This is a genomic window from Halorubrum cibi, from assembly GCF_900182635.1.
Taxonomy (GTDB): domain Archaea; phylum Halobacteriota; class Halobacteria; order Halobacteriales; family Haloferacaceae; genus Halorubrum; species Halorubrum cibi.
This window is the reverse complement of the sequence record NZ_FXTD01000002.1, coordinates 62,691-78,332: the sequence shown is the minus strand read 5'-3', so window position 1 is coordinate 78,332 and position 15,642 is coordinate 62,691. Positions and strand designations below refer to the sequence as shown.

Annotated in this window: 14 protein-coding genes; 10 read left to right on the top strand and 4 right to left on the bottom strand. The window is 70.6% G+C overall.

Annotated features, from left to right (window positions below; all coding sequences use genetic code 11):
• The first annotated feature begins 73 nt into the window (after positions 1–73).
• The 3 genes from FN829_RS02930 (at position 74) to FN829_RS02920 (ending at position 4,402) form a co-directional block, all read left to right on the top strand.
• Positions 74–952 carry a CehA/McbA family metallohydrolase gene (locus tag FN829_RS02930; RefSeq protein WP_142985514.1) on the top strand — a complete coding sequence of 293 codons (879 nt, stop codon included), beginning with the start codon at positions 74–76 and terminating at the stop codon, positions 950–952.
• A gap of 94 nt (positions 953–1,046) precedes the next feature.
• Positions 1,047–2,330 carry a molybdopterin molybdotransferase MoeA gene (locus tag FN829_RS02925; RefSeq protein ID WP_142985513.1) on the top strand — a complete coding sequence of 428 codons (1,284 nt, stop codon included), beginning with the start codon at positions 1,047–1,049 and terminating at the stop codon, positions 2,328–2,330.
• Positions 2,327–4,402, top strand: coding sequence for a molybdopterin biosynthesis protein (locus FN829_RS02920; protein WP_142985512.1), 2,076 nt, complete (start codon positions 2,327–2,329; stop codon positions 4,400–4,402). The genes FN829_RS02925 and FN829_RS02920 overlap by 4 nt, the downstream gene beginning before the upstream one ends.
• A gap of 81 nt (positions 4,403–4,483) precedes the next feature.
• Here FN829_RS02920 and FN829_RS02915 read toward each other — a convergent pair whose 3' ends face one another.
• Both FN829_RS02915 and idi read right to left on the bottom strand, forming a co-directional pair.
• Positions 4,484–5,239: a DUF2064 domain-containing protein gene (locus FN829_RS02915; protein ID WP_142985511.1), complete on the bottom strand. Its 756-nt coding sequence runs from the start codon at positions 5,237–5,239 to the stop codon at positions 4,484–4,486.
• 87 nt (positions 5,240–5,326) lie between these two features.
• Positions 5,327–5,923 carry an isopentenyl-diphosphate Delta-isomerase gene (gene idi, locus FN829_RS02910; RefSeq protein ID WP_142985510.1) on the bottom strand — a complete coding sequence of 199 codons (597 nt, stop codon included), beginning with the start codon at positions 5,921–5,923 and terminating at the stop codon, positions 5,327–5,329.
• 118 nt (positions 5,924–6,041) lie between these two features.
• On the opposite strand from idi, the gene FN829_RS02905 reads away from it, so the two are divergent.
• Complete coding sequence (locus FN829_RS02905) at positions 6,042–7,466, top strand: ATP-binding protein (RefSeq protein ID WP_142985509.1); 1,425 nt, start codon at positions 6,042–6,044, stop codon at positions 7,464–7,466.
• A gap of 68 nt (positions 7,467–7,534) precedes the next feature.
• On the opposite strand, the gene FN829_RS02900 is transcribed toward FN829_RS02905, so the two are convergent.
• Positions 7,535–8,122, bottom strand: a complete 588-nt coding sequence (locus tag FN829_RS02900) for a class I SAM-dependent methyltransferase (protein WP_142985508.1) — start codon at positions 8,120–8,122, stop codon at positions 7,535–7,537.
• Positions 8,123–8,285: 163 nt separating this feature from the next.
• On the opposite strand from FN829_RS02900, the gene FN829_RS02895 reads away from it, so the two are divergent.
• A complete protein-coding gene (locus tag FN829_RS02895; protein WP_394348700.1) occupies positions 8,286–9,041 on the top strand; it encodes a GNAT family N-acetyltransferase in 756 nt (251 codons plus the stop codon).
• Positions 9,042–9,046: 5 nt separating this feature from the next.
• Positions 9,047–10,489: an FAD-dependent oxidoreductase gene (locus FN829_RS02890; protein WP_142985507.1), complete on the top strand. Its 1,443-nt coding sequence runs from the start codon at positions 9,047–9,049 to the stop codon at positions 10,487–10,489.
• 24 nt (positions 10,490–10,513) lie between these two features.
• Here the strand turns inward: FN829_RS02890 and FN829_RS02885 are convergent, their stop codons facing one another.
• Positions 10,514–11,110: a DUF6149 family protein gene (locus FN829_RS02885; RefSeq protein WP_142985506.1), complete on the bottom strand. Its 597-nt coding sequence runs from the start codon at positions 11,108–11,110 to the stop codon at positions 10,514–10,516.
• A 172-nt stretch (positions 11,111–11,282) separates the two neighbouring features.
• Between FN829_RS02885 and FN829_RS02880 the strand changes: the two genes are divergently transcribed.
• From FN829_RS02880 to FN829_RS02865, 4 genes are all read left to right on the top strand, one after another.
• Positions 11,283–12,521, top strand: a complete 1,239-nt coding sequence (locus FN829_RS02880; protein ID WP_142985505.1) for an NAD(P)/FAD-dependent oxidoreductase — start codon at positions 11,283–11,285, stop codon at positions 12,519–12,521.
• Positions 12,522–12,615: 94 nt separating this feature from the next.
• Entirely contained in the window at positions 12,616–14,838 is a 2,223-nt protein-coding gene (locus FN829_RS02875) for a PAS domain S-box protein (RefSeq protein WP_142985504.1), read from the top strand.
• Between the two features lie 108 nt (positions 14,839–14,946).
• A complete protein-coding gene (locus FN829_RS02870) occupies positions 14,947–15,135 on the top strand; it encodes a hypothetical protein (protein ID WP_142985503.1) in 189 nt (62 codons plus the stop codon).
• Between the two features lie 90 nt (positions 15,136–15,225).
• Complete coding sequence (locus FN829_RS02865; protein ID WP_142985502.1) at positions 15,226–15,639, top strand: DUF7124 domain-containing protein; 414 nt, start codon at positions 15,226–15,228, stop codon at positions 15,637–15,639.
• Positions 15,640–15,642 lie beyond the last annotated feature (3 nt).

Below are 15,642 nucleotides of genomic sequence, written 5' to 3'. Positions count from 1 at the left end.
GGGTCGTTTCGCGACGGATCCGCGGCGTCCCCGCATCGGATCCTTATATACGACCGCCCGCCTATCCGGGGGCGTGTCCAGCGTCACCGTGAGGATCGACCCGCACGTCCACTCCGATGACAGCTACGACGGCCACGAGCCGGTCGATCTCATCTTAGAACACGCCGCGGACATCGGCCTCGACGCGGTCGTGATCACCGACCATGACACGATGGGCGAGTCGAAGCGGGCGGCCGAGCTCGCCCCCAAATACGGGCTGATCGGGATCCCCGGTGTCGAGGTGTCGACCGCGGACGGCCACCTGCTCGCGGTCGGCGTCGACCGGATGCCGCCGCGCGGGGAGTCGTACGCGGCGACCGTGGCGTGGATCCACGACCGGGGCGGGGTCGCGATCGTCCCCCACCCCTTCCAGCGGTCGCGTCACGGCGTCCGCAGACGCGACGTCCCCTTGCCGGGGTCCGACGGCGGCGAGGACGCTCGCGGCGACCCAGCCGCGGGCGACGACGCAGTCGACGAGGTCGACGCCATCGAGGTGTTCAACGCCTGGCTGTTCACCGGCTACCGCAACCGGCGCGCCAGGCGGTTCGCGGCGCTTCACGGCTACCCCGGCGTCGCCGCCAGCGACGCCCACCACCTGAACTACGTCGGCCGCGCGTTCACCGAGCTGACGGTCCGGGGCCGCTCGTCGGTCGACGACGTGACCGCCGAGGACGTGCTCGCGGCGATCCGCGAGGGGACGACGAGCGCGAGCGGGAAGCGCGCGCCCGTCCCGATGGCGGCGAGACACTACCTGATCGCCGCCGGGCGCAAATCCGGGTACTACGCCCGGACGGGAGCGAACCGGGGGACGACCGCCGCGGTTCGCGCCGCGAGCGAGGCCGCCTCGATGACGCGAGTCGGCCTCTCACAGGGAGTCCACCGGTTCGGGCGGGTGCTCTCGTGGTTCCGATAGGTCCGGCGCTCCGGGCGGGCGACAGGCGCGGTTCTGAGCCGGCGACGTCGCCGGGGAAGCGGGGTTTTTGCCCGCGGAGTCGAAACGGACGGCCATGAGCCACGACAGACACGAGGCCGGGTTCAAACGGCGGACCCGCGTCGCGGAGGCGCGCGCGACGCTGCTCGACGCCGCCGATGCCCACGGCCGGACCGAGACGGTCCCCCTCGCGGACGCCGACGGTCGCGTCCTCGCGGAGCCGATCGACGCGCCCGCGCCGGTGCCGGGGTACGACCGGGCGGCGATGGACGGGTACGCGGTCCGTGCCGAGGACACCTTCGGCGCGTCGGACCGGTCGCCCGCGGTCCTGCGGGAGCGGGACCGCGAGGACGGGTCGGTCGCGCCCGGCGAGGCGGTCCGCGTCCACACGGGGAGCGCGCTCCCCGAGGGCGCGGACGCGGTCGTGATGATCGAGCACGTCGAGACGCTCGGCGACGAGGTCGAGACGTTCGACGCGGTCGCCAGCGGCGAGAACGTCGGCGCGGCCGGCGAGGACGTGGCGGACGGACAGCGGCTCTACGAGGCGGGCGAGACGCTTCGCCCGTCCGACCTGGGGCTGTGTAAGTCGGTCGGCCTCGAGGAGGTCGCCGTCCGCGAGCGTCCCACCGTCGCCGTGATCCCGACCGGCGAAGAGCTGGTTCAGTCCGATCCGGACCCCGGCGAGGTGATCGAGACGAACGGGCTGACGGTCTCCAGACTGGTCGAGCGCTGGGGCGGCGAGCCGCGATACCGAGAGGTCGTCACCGACGACGAGGACGCGCTCGCGGCCGCCATCGAATCGGACCTCGACGCCGACGTCGTCGTCACCACCGGCGGCTCCTCCGTCGGCGAGCGCGACCTCCTCCCGGAGGTCGTCGACGGCCTCGGCGAGGTGCTCGTCCACGGCGTCGCGCTCAAACCCGGCCACCCGGTGTGTCTCGGCCGGGTCGAGGGGACGCCGGTGGTCTCGCTTCCGGGCTACCCCGTGGCCTGTATCGTCAACGCGGTCCAGTTCCTCCGGCCCGTCCAGAAGCGGGTGGGCGGGACGACCCCCGACCCGTTCCCGACCCGGCGCGCGCGACTCGACCGGAAGGTGGCGAGCGAACCCGGCACGCGGACGTTCGCCCGGGTGAAGCTGTCGCGGGAGGGACCGGACAGCGGAGACGGCGAGAACGGCGAGGACGACCCCCACCACGATCCGGACGACCCTCCGTACGTCGCGACGCCCACCCGCGCGAGCGGGTCGGGCGTCCTCTCGAGCGTCGCGCTCGCGGACGGCTGGGTCGTCGTGCCGGAGCCGCGCGAGGGCCTCGACGCCGGCGACGTCGTCGACGTCGAACTCTGGGAGGTGACGGAATGACGGAGCGCAAGGAGTTCCGCGACCTGGCCGAGCCGGAGGCCGCCCGCGAAGCGATCGCGTCGCTGGACCTCTCGCCCGATCCGGAGTCCGTTCCCCTGAACGAGGCCCGCGGTCGGGTGCTCGCCGAACGCGTCGACGCCGCGATCGACGTGCCGGGGTTCAACCGCGCGTCGATGGACGGGTACGCGGTCCGCGCCCGCGACACGTTCGGGGCCGACGAGGCCGACCCGGTCGAGCTCGACCTCGTCGGCGCGGTCCACGCGGGGGCGACCCCCGAGGTGACCGTCGAGCCCGGCACCTGCGCGGAGGTGTCGACCGGGGCGGTGATGCCGGACGGCGCGGACGCGGTGGTGATGGTCGAGCGCACGGACGAGCGGCCGGCCGAGGGGAGCGAAACCGGCGGAAACGCCGGGAGCGACGACGATGGAGCTGGCGACGATGGAGCTGGCGACGATCGACCGGCCCGGATCGCGTTCCGCACGTCGGTCGCGCCGGGCGACCACGTGATGGCCGCGGGCGCGGACATCGCCGCCGGGGCCCGCGCGCTCGGCCCCGGAACGCGATTGACGCCCCGCGAGATCGGGCTGCTCTCCGCGCTCGGGGTCGACGAGGTCCCGGTCCGCGGCCGGCCCACGGTCGGGATCGTCTCGACGGGCGACGAACTGGTCCGCCCCGGCGACGACCTCGACCCCTCCCGCGGGGAGATCTACGACGTGAACTCGACGACGATCGCGGCGGGGGTCTCCGAGGCGGGCGGCGAGCCCGTCCTCTACCCGCACGCCGGCGACGACTACGCGGAGATGGAGCGGCTGCTCCGTGAGGCAGCCGACGAGTGCGACTTGGTCCTCTCGTCGGGGTCGACCTCCGCGAGCGCGGTCGACGTGATCTACCGCGTGATCGAGGAGCGCGGCGACCTGCTGCTCCACGGCGTCGCCGTCAAGCCGGGAAAGCCCATGCTTATCGGGCGGCTCGACCGCGAGGACGGCGGCGAGTCGGCCTACGTCGGGCTCCCCGGCTATCCCGTCTCCGCGCTGACGATCTTCCGGACGTTCGTCGCGCCGGCGGTCCGTGAGGCCGCAGGACTCCCGGAGCCGCGGACCGCGACCGTCGAGGGGCGGATGGCTCTGCGCGAGCGCTACGGCGAGGGGCGGCTCCGGCTGATGCCCGTGGGCCTGCTCGATCTGGGAGACGACAGCGCGGCCGATGGTGAGTCGGCGGACGGCGCGGCCGATGGTGGATCGGCGGACGACGCGGCCGCGGACGGGCCGGCGGGCGATCCCGACCGGCCGCTCGTCTACCCCGTCGACAAGGGATCCGGCGCGACGACGAGCCTCGTCGAGGCCGACGGCGTCGTCGCCGTCGACCCGGACACCGAGTACCTGGAGGAAGGCGAGTCCGTGACGGTCCAGTTGTTCTCGCCGGACGTCCGCCCGCCGACCCTGCTCGGCGTCGGCGAGGACGATCCCGCGGTGAACCGCCTCCTCGACCGGCTCGAGAACCCGCGATACCTCCCGGTCGGCTCACGCGAGGGATACCGCCGGCTCCGCGACGGCGTCCCGGACGTCGCCGTGACCGCGGGACCGACCGACCGCGACGTCGACAGCGTCGCGCTCGGCGAGTGGGACCGCGAGTGGGGGATCGTCGTACCCGAGGGGAATCCCGAGGGCGTCGAGGGGCTCGCGGACCTCGTCGACCGCGATCTCCGGTTCGTCAACCGTCCGACCGGGACGGGACTGCGTCGAGGTCTCGACGACGCGCTCGAGGACCTCGCGGCGGAGCGCGGGGACTCCCGGGGCGACCTGACCGACCGCATCGACGGCTACGGGCTGACGCTCCGGGCGTTCGAGAGCCCTGTCCGGCGGGTGCTCGCGGGCGAGGCCGACGCCGGCCTCGGTCTGCGTGAGACGGCCGAACGACTCGGCTGCGTGTTCGTCCCGCTCGGCGATCAGCGGGTCGTCGTCCGCGCGGCGACCGACCGGGCCGACCGTGAGGCGGTGGCGTCGCTCGCGGCCGAACTCGACGACGACGGGATCGCGGACCTGCTCGCGGAACTCGCGGGCTACTCGGCGTAGCGGCCGCGTCGACGGCGCGGAACGGGACTCCCGGATCAGTCCCGAACGACCGGCTCCTTCCGGACGATCAATCCCGAACGATCAATCCCGGACGATCCGCTCCTCGCCGTCCTCGACGACGACGTCGAGGCCGTGTTCGTGGACGAAGGCGGCGGTATAGTCGGGGACGATCCGCTCGGCGGCGAAGCGCGCCCGGAGCAGCGGGATCGTGTCGAGGAGGTCCGCGCGCGTCTCGAGCGAGGGGAGCGACTGGACGAACTCCACGTCGAGCCCGGCGTCGCGCCCGCGGGCGGCGAGCGTCGGGAGCGCGGGCGCGTCGAACGCGCCCTCGAAGTCGATCGGCTCAGTGAAGCCCGCGTAGTACGCCCGCCCGCGGGTCGATGGCCCGATGACGACCTCGTTCGTCCGGAGCTTCATCGCCGCGGAGTCGACGACCGTCCGCGAGAACAGCGGCGCGGTCGGCCTCACGACCGCGACCGAGTCCGCGTTCTCCTCGCGGAGCAGGTGCGTGACGGTGTTGCCGGCGCGCGCGCCGAACGTCGACCCGACCTGTCGCTCGAAGCGGACGTCGCCCGTCCCGCCGAGCGTGTCGGCGACGATCGTCCGGAGCTCGGCCTCGGGCGGCGTGTCGGTCCGGTGTGATTCGGGGAGGGCCTCCTCGTCCGGGTAGTTGACGAGCAGGTCGCCGCCGGAGCGGTCGACCGCGAGCACGGCGTCGCGGAGGGCGGCCTCGTACAGTTCGGCGGCCTCGGCGGTCGAGAGCGGCGTCGACTCCGCCAGCCCGGTCGCGACGAGCCCCTCGCGGGGCGGGTTCGCAAACACGACGACGACGGTCATACCGGAGGGAGTCGGGGCTCCGCCTTCAACTCGTGGTTTCTCGGCGACGGGTGGAAGAGGGAATGGAAGCCGAAAACGCGTCGACTGCTACGAGAAGTCGCGTCGCATCGCGATCTCGAACCAGGGGCAGAGCCGGAGCTGGCGGTACAGCGCGGGGTTCTCGTGGAGGTGGTCGTAGTCGACCCACATCCGGCCGCCGATCTCCGCGGGGTCGGGATCGAGGTCGGTGTCGGACAGGGTGACCTTCAGGACCGCACACACCTCCCACTCGACGCCCTCGTTGGGGTAGTAGCGCTTGTACTCGAAGCGATCGGTGACTCGGAGGTCATCGTACTGGTCGGGCGTGATCCCGAGTTCCTCCTCGAGTCGCGTCTCGGTCGCGTCCTCCTGGGACTGTCCCTCGACGGGATGTGAGGCGACGGTGCCGTCCCAGTGGCCGTCCCACAGGCGCTTGGTCGGCGCGCGCTGGGCCAACAGGATCCGGCCGTCGCCGTCGAAGACGAGGCAGGTGAACGCCCGGTGGCGGATCCCGTCGCCGGTGTGGGCGTCGAGCCGGTTGACGGTTCCCTGCGGGGCGTCGTCGGGGTCGACGGCGACGACGTCCTGGGCGGCGTTCTCGTGGTCGATGTCGGCGTCGGCGCCCCCGCCGGCGGGATCGGGGGCCTCGGCGTCGTCGGAACTCATACGTTCCCGTCTCACACCGAGACTAATAAGCGTTCGATACGGTGCGACGAGCGGGAACCGGTCCGATTCGACTCGCGGTTCGACGCGCTTAAACGCGTGCCGCGGCTACCTAACGGGGATGAGTGACCCGGCGCTCGACGTTGTCGAGTTCGTTCTGACCACCCACTTCTACAGCGAGAACCGCGACCTCGACGAGAACGACCTCCCGCCCCGGTTCCGGCGGGTGTTCTGGTCGGCCGACGCCGCGGAGGACGCTCCCGGCGGCGTCGAGCGACCGTTGAAGGCGACCGACGCCAGCACCCGCACGGCGACCGGCGTCGAGCGGCCCTGGGACGCGGTCTCGGACCTGCTTTTCACCCAGCACACCGAGTTCTCCGGCGAGATCACGCTCACCCAGCCCGAGATGGGGTTAGAGTGGTACCGCGATCACGCCGAGGACGACCGGATCGGCTCGAACCCCACGCTCGTCGCGGCGCTCTCGGCCGTCGACGGCCTCGAGGCACCCGTCTCCCACGAGGAGGCGCGCGACAGCGTCCGGCCGATCCAGGCGGACCGCGTCTGGATCGACGCGCTCCTCGAGGAGTACTTCGACGAGGACGAGGACGGCGAAATGCTCGACCTCGTCAACGTTCGCGCGCCCGAGGAGATAGAGACCACGCTCGCCGACCTCGTGTTGACCGGCGATCAGGAGGAGGAGATCCAGAAGATCGTCAAGGCGATCGAACACCGCGAGTACCTGGCGAGCATCGGGCTCCGCGAGATCGGGAAGCTGCTGTTCGTCGGCCCGCCGGGCACCGGGAAGACCACGGTCTCGCGGGCGCTCGCCCACCAGCTCGGGATCCCGCTCGTCGAGGTGAAGATGTCGATGATCACGAGCCAGTACCTCGGCGAGACGGCGAAGAACGTCGAGAAGACCTTCGAGGTCGCGAAGCGGCTCTCGCCGTGTATCCTCTTCATCGACGAGTTCGACTCGGTCGCGAAGACGCGCCGATCCGACGAACACGCCGCGTTGAAACGCGCCGTCAACACGCTGCTCAAGTCGATCGACGAGGTGTCGCTCGTCCGCGACGAAGTGCTCCTCATCGGCGCGACGAACCACCCGGACCAGCTCGACGCGGCCGCGTGGCGTCGCTTCGACGAGATCGTCAACTTCCCCAAACCCGACCGCGACATGCGCGCGGACATCCTCAGAGTCGTCACCCGCGAGATGAAGATCGCCGACTTCGACCCCGAGGAGGTCGCCGACCGGACCACCGGGCTCACGGGTTCGGACCTCCGGATGGTGCTTCGGGAAGCGGTCCTCGGCGCGCTGACCGAGGACCGCATGACGATCACCCAAGCGGACGTGATGGAGGCCGTCGCGGACTTCGAAGAGAGAGATAACCTCAAGAACATGGACATGATCGACGGCGAGGGCGCGGAGGTTCTCGGCCAGACGGACGACAGCGGGGCCGACCACGGCGGCGGCCACGACCACGGCGAGGGCGACGGCCACGACCACGGCGAGGAGAGCGACCACGCGCACGGACACCCGCAGGACTAGTTGGGACCCCCGAATCGTCCCGTTCTATATCGACCCGCCGGCTCTCGAGCCGTCCGCTCTCGACCCTCCTACGCCTCCTCGTCGACCCGAACGCCCGAAACGGTGTAGCCGAAGCCGCGGTCGACGACCGCCGGATCGAGTCCGACCGCCGCCATGTCGGTCGCGAGCGCGTCGGGCGTCGAGAACCGCGACCTCATTCCGATCGCGTGCTCGCCGGCGACGAGCAGCCGCCCGAGCGGGTGTGCCGGGTCGAAATCGCGAACGACGAGGACGCCGCCGGGCGCGAGCACTCGCACGATCTCTCCCAGCGCGGCCTCGCGGTCCGGCAGGTGGTGGAACGCGTCGACGACCATGGCGGCGTCGACGGAACCGTCTCGGAACGGGAGCCGCCCCGCGTCGCCGGCGACCGCCGACAGCCCGCGGGCGGTCCGGGCCCGCCGAAGCATCCCGGAGGAGGCGTCGACGACCGTGATATCGGGTCCCGTCAGCGCGGCCGACGCGCGCCCGGAGCCGCCGCCGACGTCGAGGAGGCGGTCGATCGGTCGCTCCGCGCGGTCGAACCCCGCCGCGAGCGCCGCGCCGCTCGCGGGCGGCATGACGAGGTCGTACAGCGGCGCGATCCGGTCGAAGAAGCGAACGTCGCCGAGGCCGTACATGGCGAGCACTGCGTCCGGCGCGGAGTTATAGGTCCGGATCGATACGGCCGCCGGCGGTACCCCGTCGACGCCGGCGATTCCACGTCGCCGCCGCGCACGCTCCCGGTCGCGTTCCGCCGCGACCGCCCGGACCGTTTACGTCCCCCCGCCCGTAGCGACGAACATGGTATCGGATCGCACGGAATTCGCGGTCGCGGGCGCGCCGGGCGAGGGAGCGACGTGTCGACTCGACTACCGGGCGTTCGCGTACGCCGGGAAGTTCGTCGTCGGCGACACGGGCAAGGCGTTCCTGCGGACCGTCGACGGCTCCGACGCGGCCCCCGAGTGGGAGCCCGCGCAATCCGTCCCCGAGACCGTCAACCCGGACGCGTTCGAGACGGACGTGCTCGCGGCGGTCTCTTTCTCGCCGGACCGCACCGACCCCGCGTGCTGTCGGCTCCGCTACGTCACCGTCCACGTCGCGCGCCGCGGCGAGGAGCTCGGTCCCGATCTGGTCCGGCGGACCGTCTCGTGGCTCGCGGACGCGGGATACGAGCGCGTCCGGATCGCGGTCAACAACCCGTTCGCCTACGAGGCGCTCTACAAGTGCGGGTTCGCCTACACCGGGGAGGAGACGGGCCTCGCGGAGCTCGAACTGGAGCGACCCGCCGACGCGCCCGCAACGACTCGTGACGACGCCGAGCGGTACCGCGCCGGGCTGGCCGTCTTCCGCGACCGCGAGGACGACCCTCCGGAGGCGGTTCGTCGGTTCCTCGCGGACCGGCTCGGCGACGGGGGGGACGGCCCCGCCGATCCGCCTCGCCCGCCGGATTCACCGGATCCGCCTCGTCCGCCGGATTCACCGGATCCGCCCGACTCGCTCGATCCCGCGGACGCGCCCGACTCCCGCAACACACTTACCGACGAGGACCCCTCCTAGCCCGTATGTACGGCGTCGTCGGCGGCGGGCTCGCGGGACTCGCGGCGACCGCTCGGCTCCGCGAGGCGGGCCACGAGGTCCGGCTGTTCGAGGCGACGAACGCGGTCGGCGGGCGGGCGCGCGCGGTCGACACCGCCGGCGACCCGGTCGAGCGGTTCCCGCACTACCTCTCGCGCGGCGACGACGCCCTGACGTCGCTCGCGGCCGACCACGGGCTCGACGACCGGATCGCGTGGCGACGCGGCCGAACCGCCCGCTACCGCGACGGCGCCGTCCACCCGCTCGACGCCCCGTGGGAGCGGCTGGCGTATCCGGGAACCGGCCTCGTCGACGCGGCACGAGCGAGGCGCCTCGCCCAGGCGGTTCGGAATCTCGACGACGCTGACGGGGGCCACGACGACGATGACGACCGCGACGCCGGATCCGACCCCCGAACCGACCTCGACACGACGACCGTCGAGGCGTTCGTCACCGACCGCGCGTCGCGGGCGACCTACGAGGGGTACGTCGAGCCGGTCCTTCGGGCCGAGTTCGGCGACCGCGCCGGCGACGTCTCCGCGGCGTGGCTCGCGGAGTGGCTCCGGTCGTGGGAGGGGCACGACCGCGACGGGATGGCGGTCGGCTGCGTCGACGGCTCGACGGCTCGTCTCGCGGACGCGCTCGTCGAGGCGATCGGGGAGGAGGCGGTCCGGACCGGGAGCCGGGTCACCGGAGTCGACGCTTCCGGCGTCGACCGCGACCACGACCGCGACGGCGGCGACGGAGACGGGATCCCGATGATGGTCGAGACGCCGACGGGCCGCCGCGTCGTCGACTGCGAGGGCGTCGTCGTCGCCGCCGGCCCGTCGACGCTCCGGGACGTGACGGGAGTCGATCCCGGCGTCGAGGCGATCCCCGGGACGTGCGCGCTCGTCGCGACGGACGAGCCGATCGTCGACGCGTGGCGGGTGACGGTGGAGCCGGGGGCGCTCTCGACGGGCGAGGACGCCCCCTTCGGAACGCTGTTCGCTCACACGAACCTGCTCTCACCCGAGCGATACGGGGGCGACCACCTGACGTATCTGGTCGGTCGCGGGGGGTCGGCCGAGGACGCGGACGGCGCGGAGGACGGGGGTGAGGAGACGGTTCGAGATCGGTGGCTATCGGCGCTCGAGGATCTGTTTCCGACGTTCTCGTCGGAGGAGGTGCGGTCGTTCCGGGTCGCGCGCGATCCCGCCGCGGCCGTCGTGGCTCGCCCCGGCGAGCGCGTCCCGATCGACCTCGGCGAGGCGGGGCTTCCGGGCGTCGCGTACGCCGGTCCCGGAAGCCGGCTCGACCGGTTCGGCGGGTCGCCGGGGGCGCGGATCGCCGCGGGGGTCGCGGCCGCGGAGGCGGTGGCGGACGTGGGAGCCGTGGCGGACGCGGAGACGGAGGTGTTCGGAAGGGGATCCGGCTTCGAGTGGGGGTAGGAGCGGCGAAGCCGTCTCCGCCCCTCAGGCGCTGGCCTCGTCCTCGTCGAGACCGGGCGCGACGGCGGGGTCGACCTCCTCGGGCTCCTCGGTGTCGCCGCCGACGACCGTCTCGCCGTCGTCGGTCTCCACGTACACGTCGTCGGCGAAGCCGGCGAGCGCGTTCTCGTACTCCGCCGTCTCGAGTCGCTCCGGGGTCTCCGGCGCGTCCGCGATCCCGCCAGCCGGGCGGAACTCGCCGAGCGGGTCGTCGATCGTGATCCCGTGTTCCGTGAAGAACGACTCGTACCGCCGGTAGTGCTCCTCCAGCTCGTCGCCGGGGATCTCCATCATCTCCGTCCAGCCGTGGTTGAAGAAGTCGAAGTTGGCCTGGACGTGAGTGATCTCGCGGGCCTCGGCCTCCGGGAAGCCGGCCTCGAGGGCCGCGACGTACGCGTCCATCGTCGCGTCGAAGAAGTCGTCGAGGTGCTCTCTCCGCTCCTCGCGACGCTCCTCGTCGGCCTTGTTGAGGAAGATGCTCGTGTGGAGGTCGACGAGCTTGTCGTTGGCGACGTCGCCGACCACCGGGGTCGTGAGCGCTTTTTTCGCGGCCCAGTGGCGGATGTTCTGCCGGATCTTCATACGCGTCGTTGGGCGGCGACGGCCTTGAATCTGTGGCGACGACGGAGCGATCCGCCGGCCGGCCAGCCGGATCGACCGGTCGGGAACGTCGAAACGGCGAGGGAGCGAGGGACTATCACGGTTCTGAACGCGGATGACAATCCACATTAACCCCCAATCCGAAACGCCGTCCATGAGCGATTCGTACGTGATCGTCGGGGACGGGATCGCGGGGGCCTCCGCCGCAGAGACCCTCCGCGAGGAAGCGCCTGACGCCGAGATCACGGTCATCACCGAGGAGGGGGAGTCCCTCTACAACCGGATCCTGATAAAGGAGTTCGCGAAGGGGAAGCTCCCGGAGGCGCCCATCTCGATCCACGACGAGTCGTGGTACGACGACCACGACGTCGACCTCCGACTGAACACGCTGGTCGTCGACGTCGACGTCGAGAACGACGCGATCCGGACCCACGAGGGCGAGACGATCGAGTACGACTCGCTGCTCTTGGCGATCGGCGGAACGCCCCAGCAGCTCCCCGTCGGGAACGCCGACGCCGAGGGGATCCACCACTTCTGGACGTTCCAGGACGCCCGGAAGATCAAGGAGAGCGTGGAGGACGCGGACCGAGGCGTCATCGTCGGCGCGGGGCTGCTCGGCATCGACTTCGCGGCGATCTGCGGCGCACAGGACGTGGAGGCGAAGTACCTGATGCGCGGCGACTCCTGGTGGCGCTACGCCCTCTCCAACGAAGGCGCGGAGATCATGCACGAGGCGATGCGCGAGCGCGGCGTCGAGCCCGTCTTCGATTCGGGCGTCGACCACTTCGAGGTCGACGACGACGGTCACGTGGTGGCGGCCGTCGACCCGAACGGCGAGCGGTACGAGTGCGACTTCGCGGGCGTGGCGATCGGGTTGGACTTCAACACGGAGATCCTCGAGGACACGCCCATCGAGACCGACGACGGCGTCATCGTCGACGAGTACATGCGAACGAACGTCGACAACGTGTTCGCCGCTGGCGACATCACGGAGTTCCACGACACGGTCCTCGGCGAGCGCGCCCAGAACGGCGCCTGGGGGTCGGCCAAAGAGCAGGGGACGATCGCCGCACACAACATGATAGACCACGGCAGCGAGCCCTTCAAGTGGGTCTCCTCGTACTCCATCACGCACTTCGATTTCCCCTTCCTCTCCTTCGGCCACCCGACGCTCGGCGACGACTCGGTGGAGGCCACCACCGACGAGGGCGAGTGGCGTCGCGTCGCGCTGAAGGACGGCCGCGTCGTCGGCGGCGTGCTCATCGGCGACCTCTCTCCGCAGTCGGCGTTCAAACAGCTGATGCGCGAGAAGCGTGACGTGAGCGGGCAGAAGGAACTCCTGATGGAACCCGGGTTCGCCGTCGACGACCTCGCCGCCTCGACCGAACACTGATCGACCGGCGCTCCGGGAGGAAGCCTGGAGCGCGTTCCCGGTCTCCGAGGGGAGCCAGTACCTTTTCACGTCGCCCTCGCTTGACGGATCGACAATGCCATCTCACGCCCCCGCCGACCGGCCGGACTCGTTCGGAGACGGGTTCTTCGAGTCGTTCGTCGAGGGGAGTTCCGACCCGGTGATCTCACTCGACGAGGAAGGAACGGTCGTCTACGCGAGCCCGGCGGTCGAATCGGTCCTCGAGCACGCCGCGAGCGACCTCTCGGGTCGACGGCTCGCGTCGTTGGTTCCGGAAACGACCGCCGAGAAACGCGATCGCTCCATCCGTGCGCGCCTCGACGATCCGGAGCGTCTCGTCGGCGAAGGGGACGTCACGGTCCCACTCGCGTCCGCCGACGGGAGCGCTCACTCCTTTTCGGTCCGGTTTCACGACCACGAGGTCGACGGGAGACGCGTCTACACCGGCAGCTTCCGGGAGCGCACCGAGAGCGACAGGGGCCGGGAGCTTCGGACGTTCCGGAACCTGATCGAGCAGGCCGGCCACGCGATCTACGTCACGGACACCGACGGAACGATCGAGTACGTCAATCCGGCGTTCACCGAACACACCGGCTACGAGGCCGAGGAGGCCATCGGGGAGACGCCGGCGATACTCAACTCCGGGGAGATGTCGGACGAGTACTTCGAGTCGCTGTGGGAGACGATCCGGACGGGCGAGGTGTGGGAAGAGGAGATCGTCGACCGCCGCAAGGACGGCGAGCAGTACCACGCCCACCAGACGATCGCGCCGGTGCTCGACGACGCGGGGACCGTCTCGCGGTTCGTCGCCATCCAGACGGACATCACGGAGCGGAAGGCGGCGGTGGGGCGGCTGAAACAGTACCGTGACATCGTCGAACAGTTGGACGAGCCGATCCTGTTACAGGACCGCGACGGCGAGTTCGAACTGCTCAACGAGGCCGTAAGCGAGTTCGCGGGCGTCTCGCGCGAGGAGCTGTACGGGGACGACGAGTTCGCGTTCATGAATCCGGAGACGGCCGCGACGATCGACGACCGGCGGAGGGAAGTCCTCGAAACGGAAGAGACCGCCGAGTACGAGGTCTCTCCGACGTTCGAGCGCAGCGAGCGCGAGGCGACCTTCAGCACGCGGCGGTATCCATACTACGACGAGGACGGAGAGCTCTCGGGGACGTTCGCGATCTGTCGTGACGTGACGGACATCAAGTCGCGCGAACGAGAGTTAGAGCGGTTCGAGCGCGCCATCGACGGCGCGACCGATCTGATAGCCGCCGTCGACCGCGAGGGGCAATTCCTGTTCGCAAATCGACAATACCGGACGTATCACGGCATCGACGAGACGGACGTGAGCGGACTCACGGTGGGTGACGTCGTCGACGCCGACCAGTTCCCCGACGTGAAACGGCACGTCGACCGCGCGCTCCGGGGTCACTCGATCGAGTACCGGACGACGCGAACCCATCCGGATCGGGGGACTCGAACGTTCGACGTGCGCTACTACCCGCTCGAGGCGTCAGATGAGGACCGAGAAGGCGAGGTAGTCGGGGTCGTCGGCGTCCTTCGAGACGTGACCGACAGCGAGAACCGGTCCCGTCAACTCCGCGTCGTCGACCGGGTGCTCCAGCACAACCTCCGGAACGCCATGACCGTGATCCGCGGCCGGGCGGAACAGATCGCCGACGGAAACGTGAGAGGGTACGACTCTCCGGAGGACGGTTCCGCGGGTCCCGCGGACCCCGCCGACGCAGCGTCTGACATCGTCTCGCGTGCCGACGAACTCCTGACGACGAGCGAGAAGGCTCATCACATCACCGAAGTGCTGAGCGATCCACCGACTGCGGAGCGGGTCGACGTCGGTCGAACCGTCGATCAGCTGGTCGAAGCGACCGCCGCGGAGTTCCCGAACGCGTCGGTCTCGGCGTCGACGCCCGCCGCGGGCGAGGCGATCGCGTCCGCGACCGGCTGGATCGATCGGGCGATCAGGGAACTGATCCACAACGCGATCGTCCATCACGACCGCGACCGACAGTCCGTCGAGGTCGCCGTGGAATCGACGGCCGAGGCGGTGGTGATCCGGGTCGTCGACGACGGTCCCGGGCTGAACGGCATGAACCGCGACGTGTTGGAGACCGGGCGCGCCGTCGACGCGCTGTATCACGGCAGCGGGCTCGGACTGTGGCTCGTGTACTGGGTGCTCCAGCAGTCCGGCGGATCGGCGACGGCCGCGGACGCCGAGCCCCGCGGCACCGTGGTGACGGTCACGCTGCCGCGACGCGAGGACTCCGTGAGCGGCTCGTGACTCGTCGGGCCGTTCGTCGGAGCGCACCTGCTGTGTGAACTGCATGAACGAGTTACCACATTTCATGAAATACGTTAGCATACATCGATCCGTGAGGAGAGACGATGGATGCGGCTGCGTCGAACCGGGAGGGTACCGTCCGACGCGCGGGTCCGTCACTACGACGAGCTCGACGAGCGGACGCAGGCGGTCGTCCCCGAACTGGCCGATCGACCGCGGACCGCCCTGGAATCCGCCGATCTCGAGGATGGCGACGTGGTGAAGTTCACCGATTGCTCTCTGATCCGAACTCGGTGATCCGCCTGCGGTTCCCCCGTCGATCTCCTTGCGACTCGCGACACGCGTGAGAAGCGAAGTCGTTTTCGCCCGCGATGCGAAACGTGACGCATGGACAGCGGCGGATCAAGCGACATGACGTTGGCGTTCGAACTGGAGGCACTGAAGGCGCTCGCCGACCCGAACGCCGTGTTCAGTGGCGCTCGACAGTGGACGGAGTACGTGGGAGTCGTGAGCGAGAAGCCCACGTACGTCGTCACGAACTTCACCCGGAAACACCGCGTGCGCCAGGACTTCTTCTCCGGGCCACGCGGCGTCGAGGAGAGCCTGGAGAACATCAGGAGCCAGTTCGACACCGACCGACACGTCTTCGTCGGCGTCGACGACGAGGACGCCGCGGTCGCGGAGGCGACGGACTGGGAGTTCCTCCACGTCGAGGACGCCGCGGAGGCCGCCGGGTGGACCCTCGCAACGCCGGAGAAGACCGAAGAGCCCGAGGAACCCTCCCGAGACGACTGGCCGTGATCG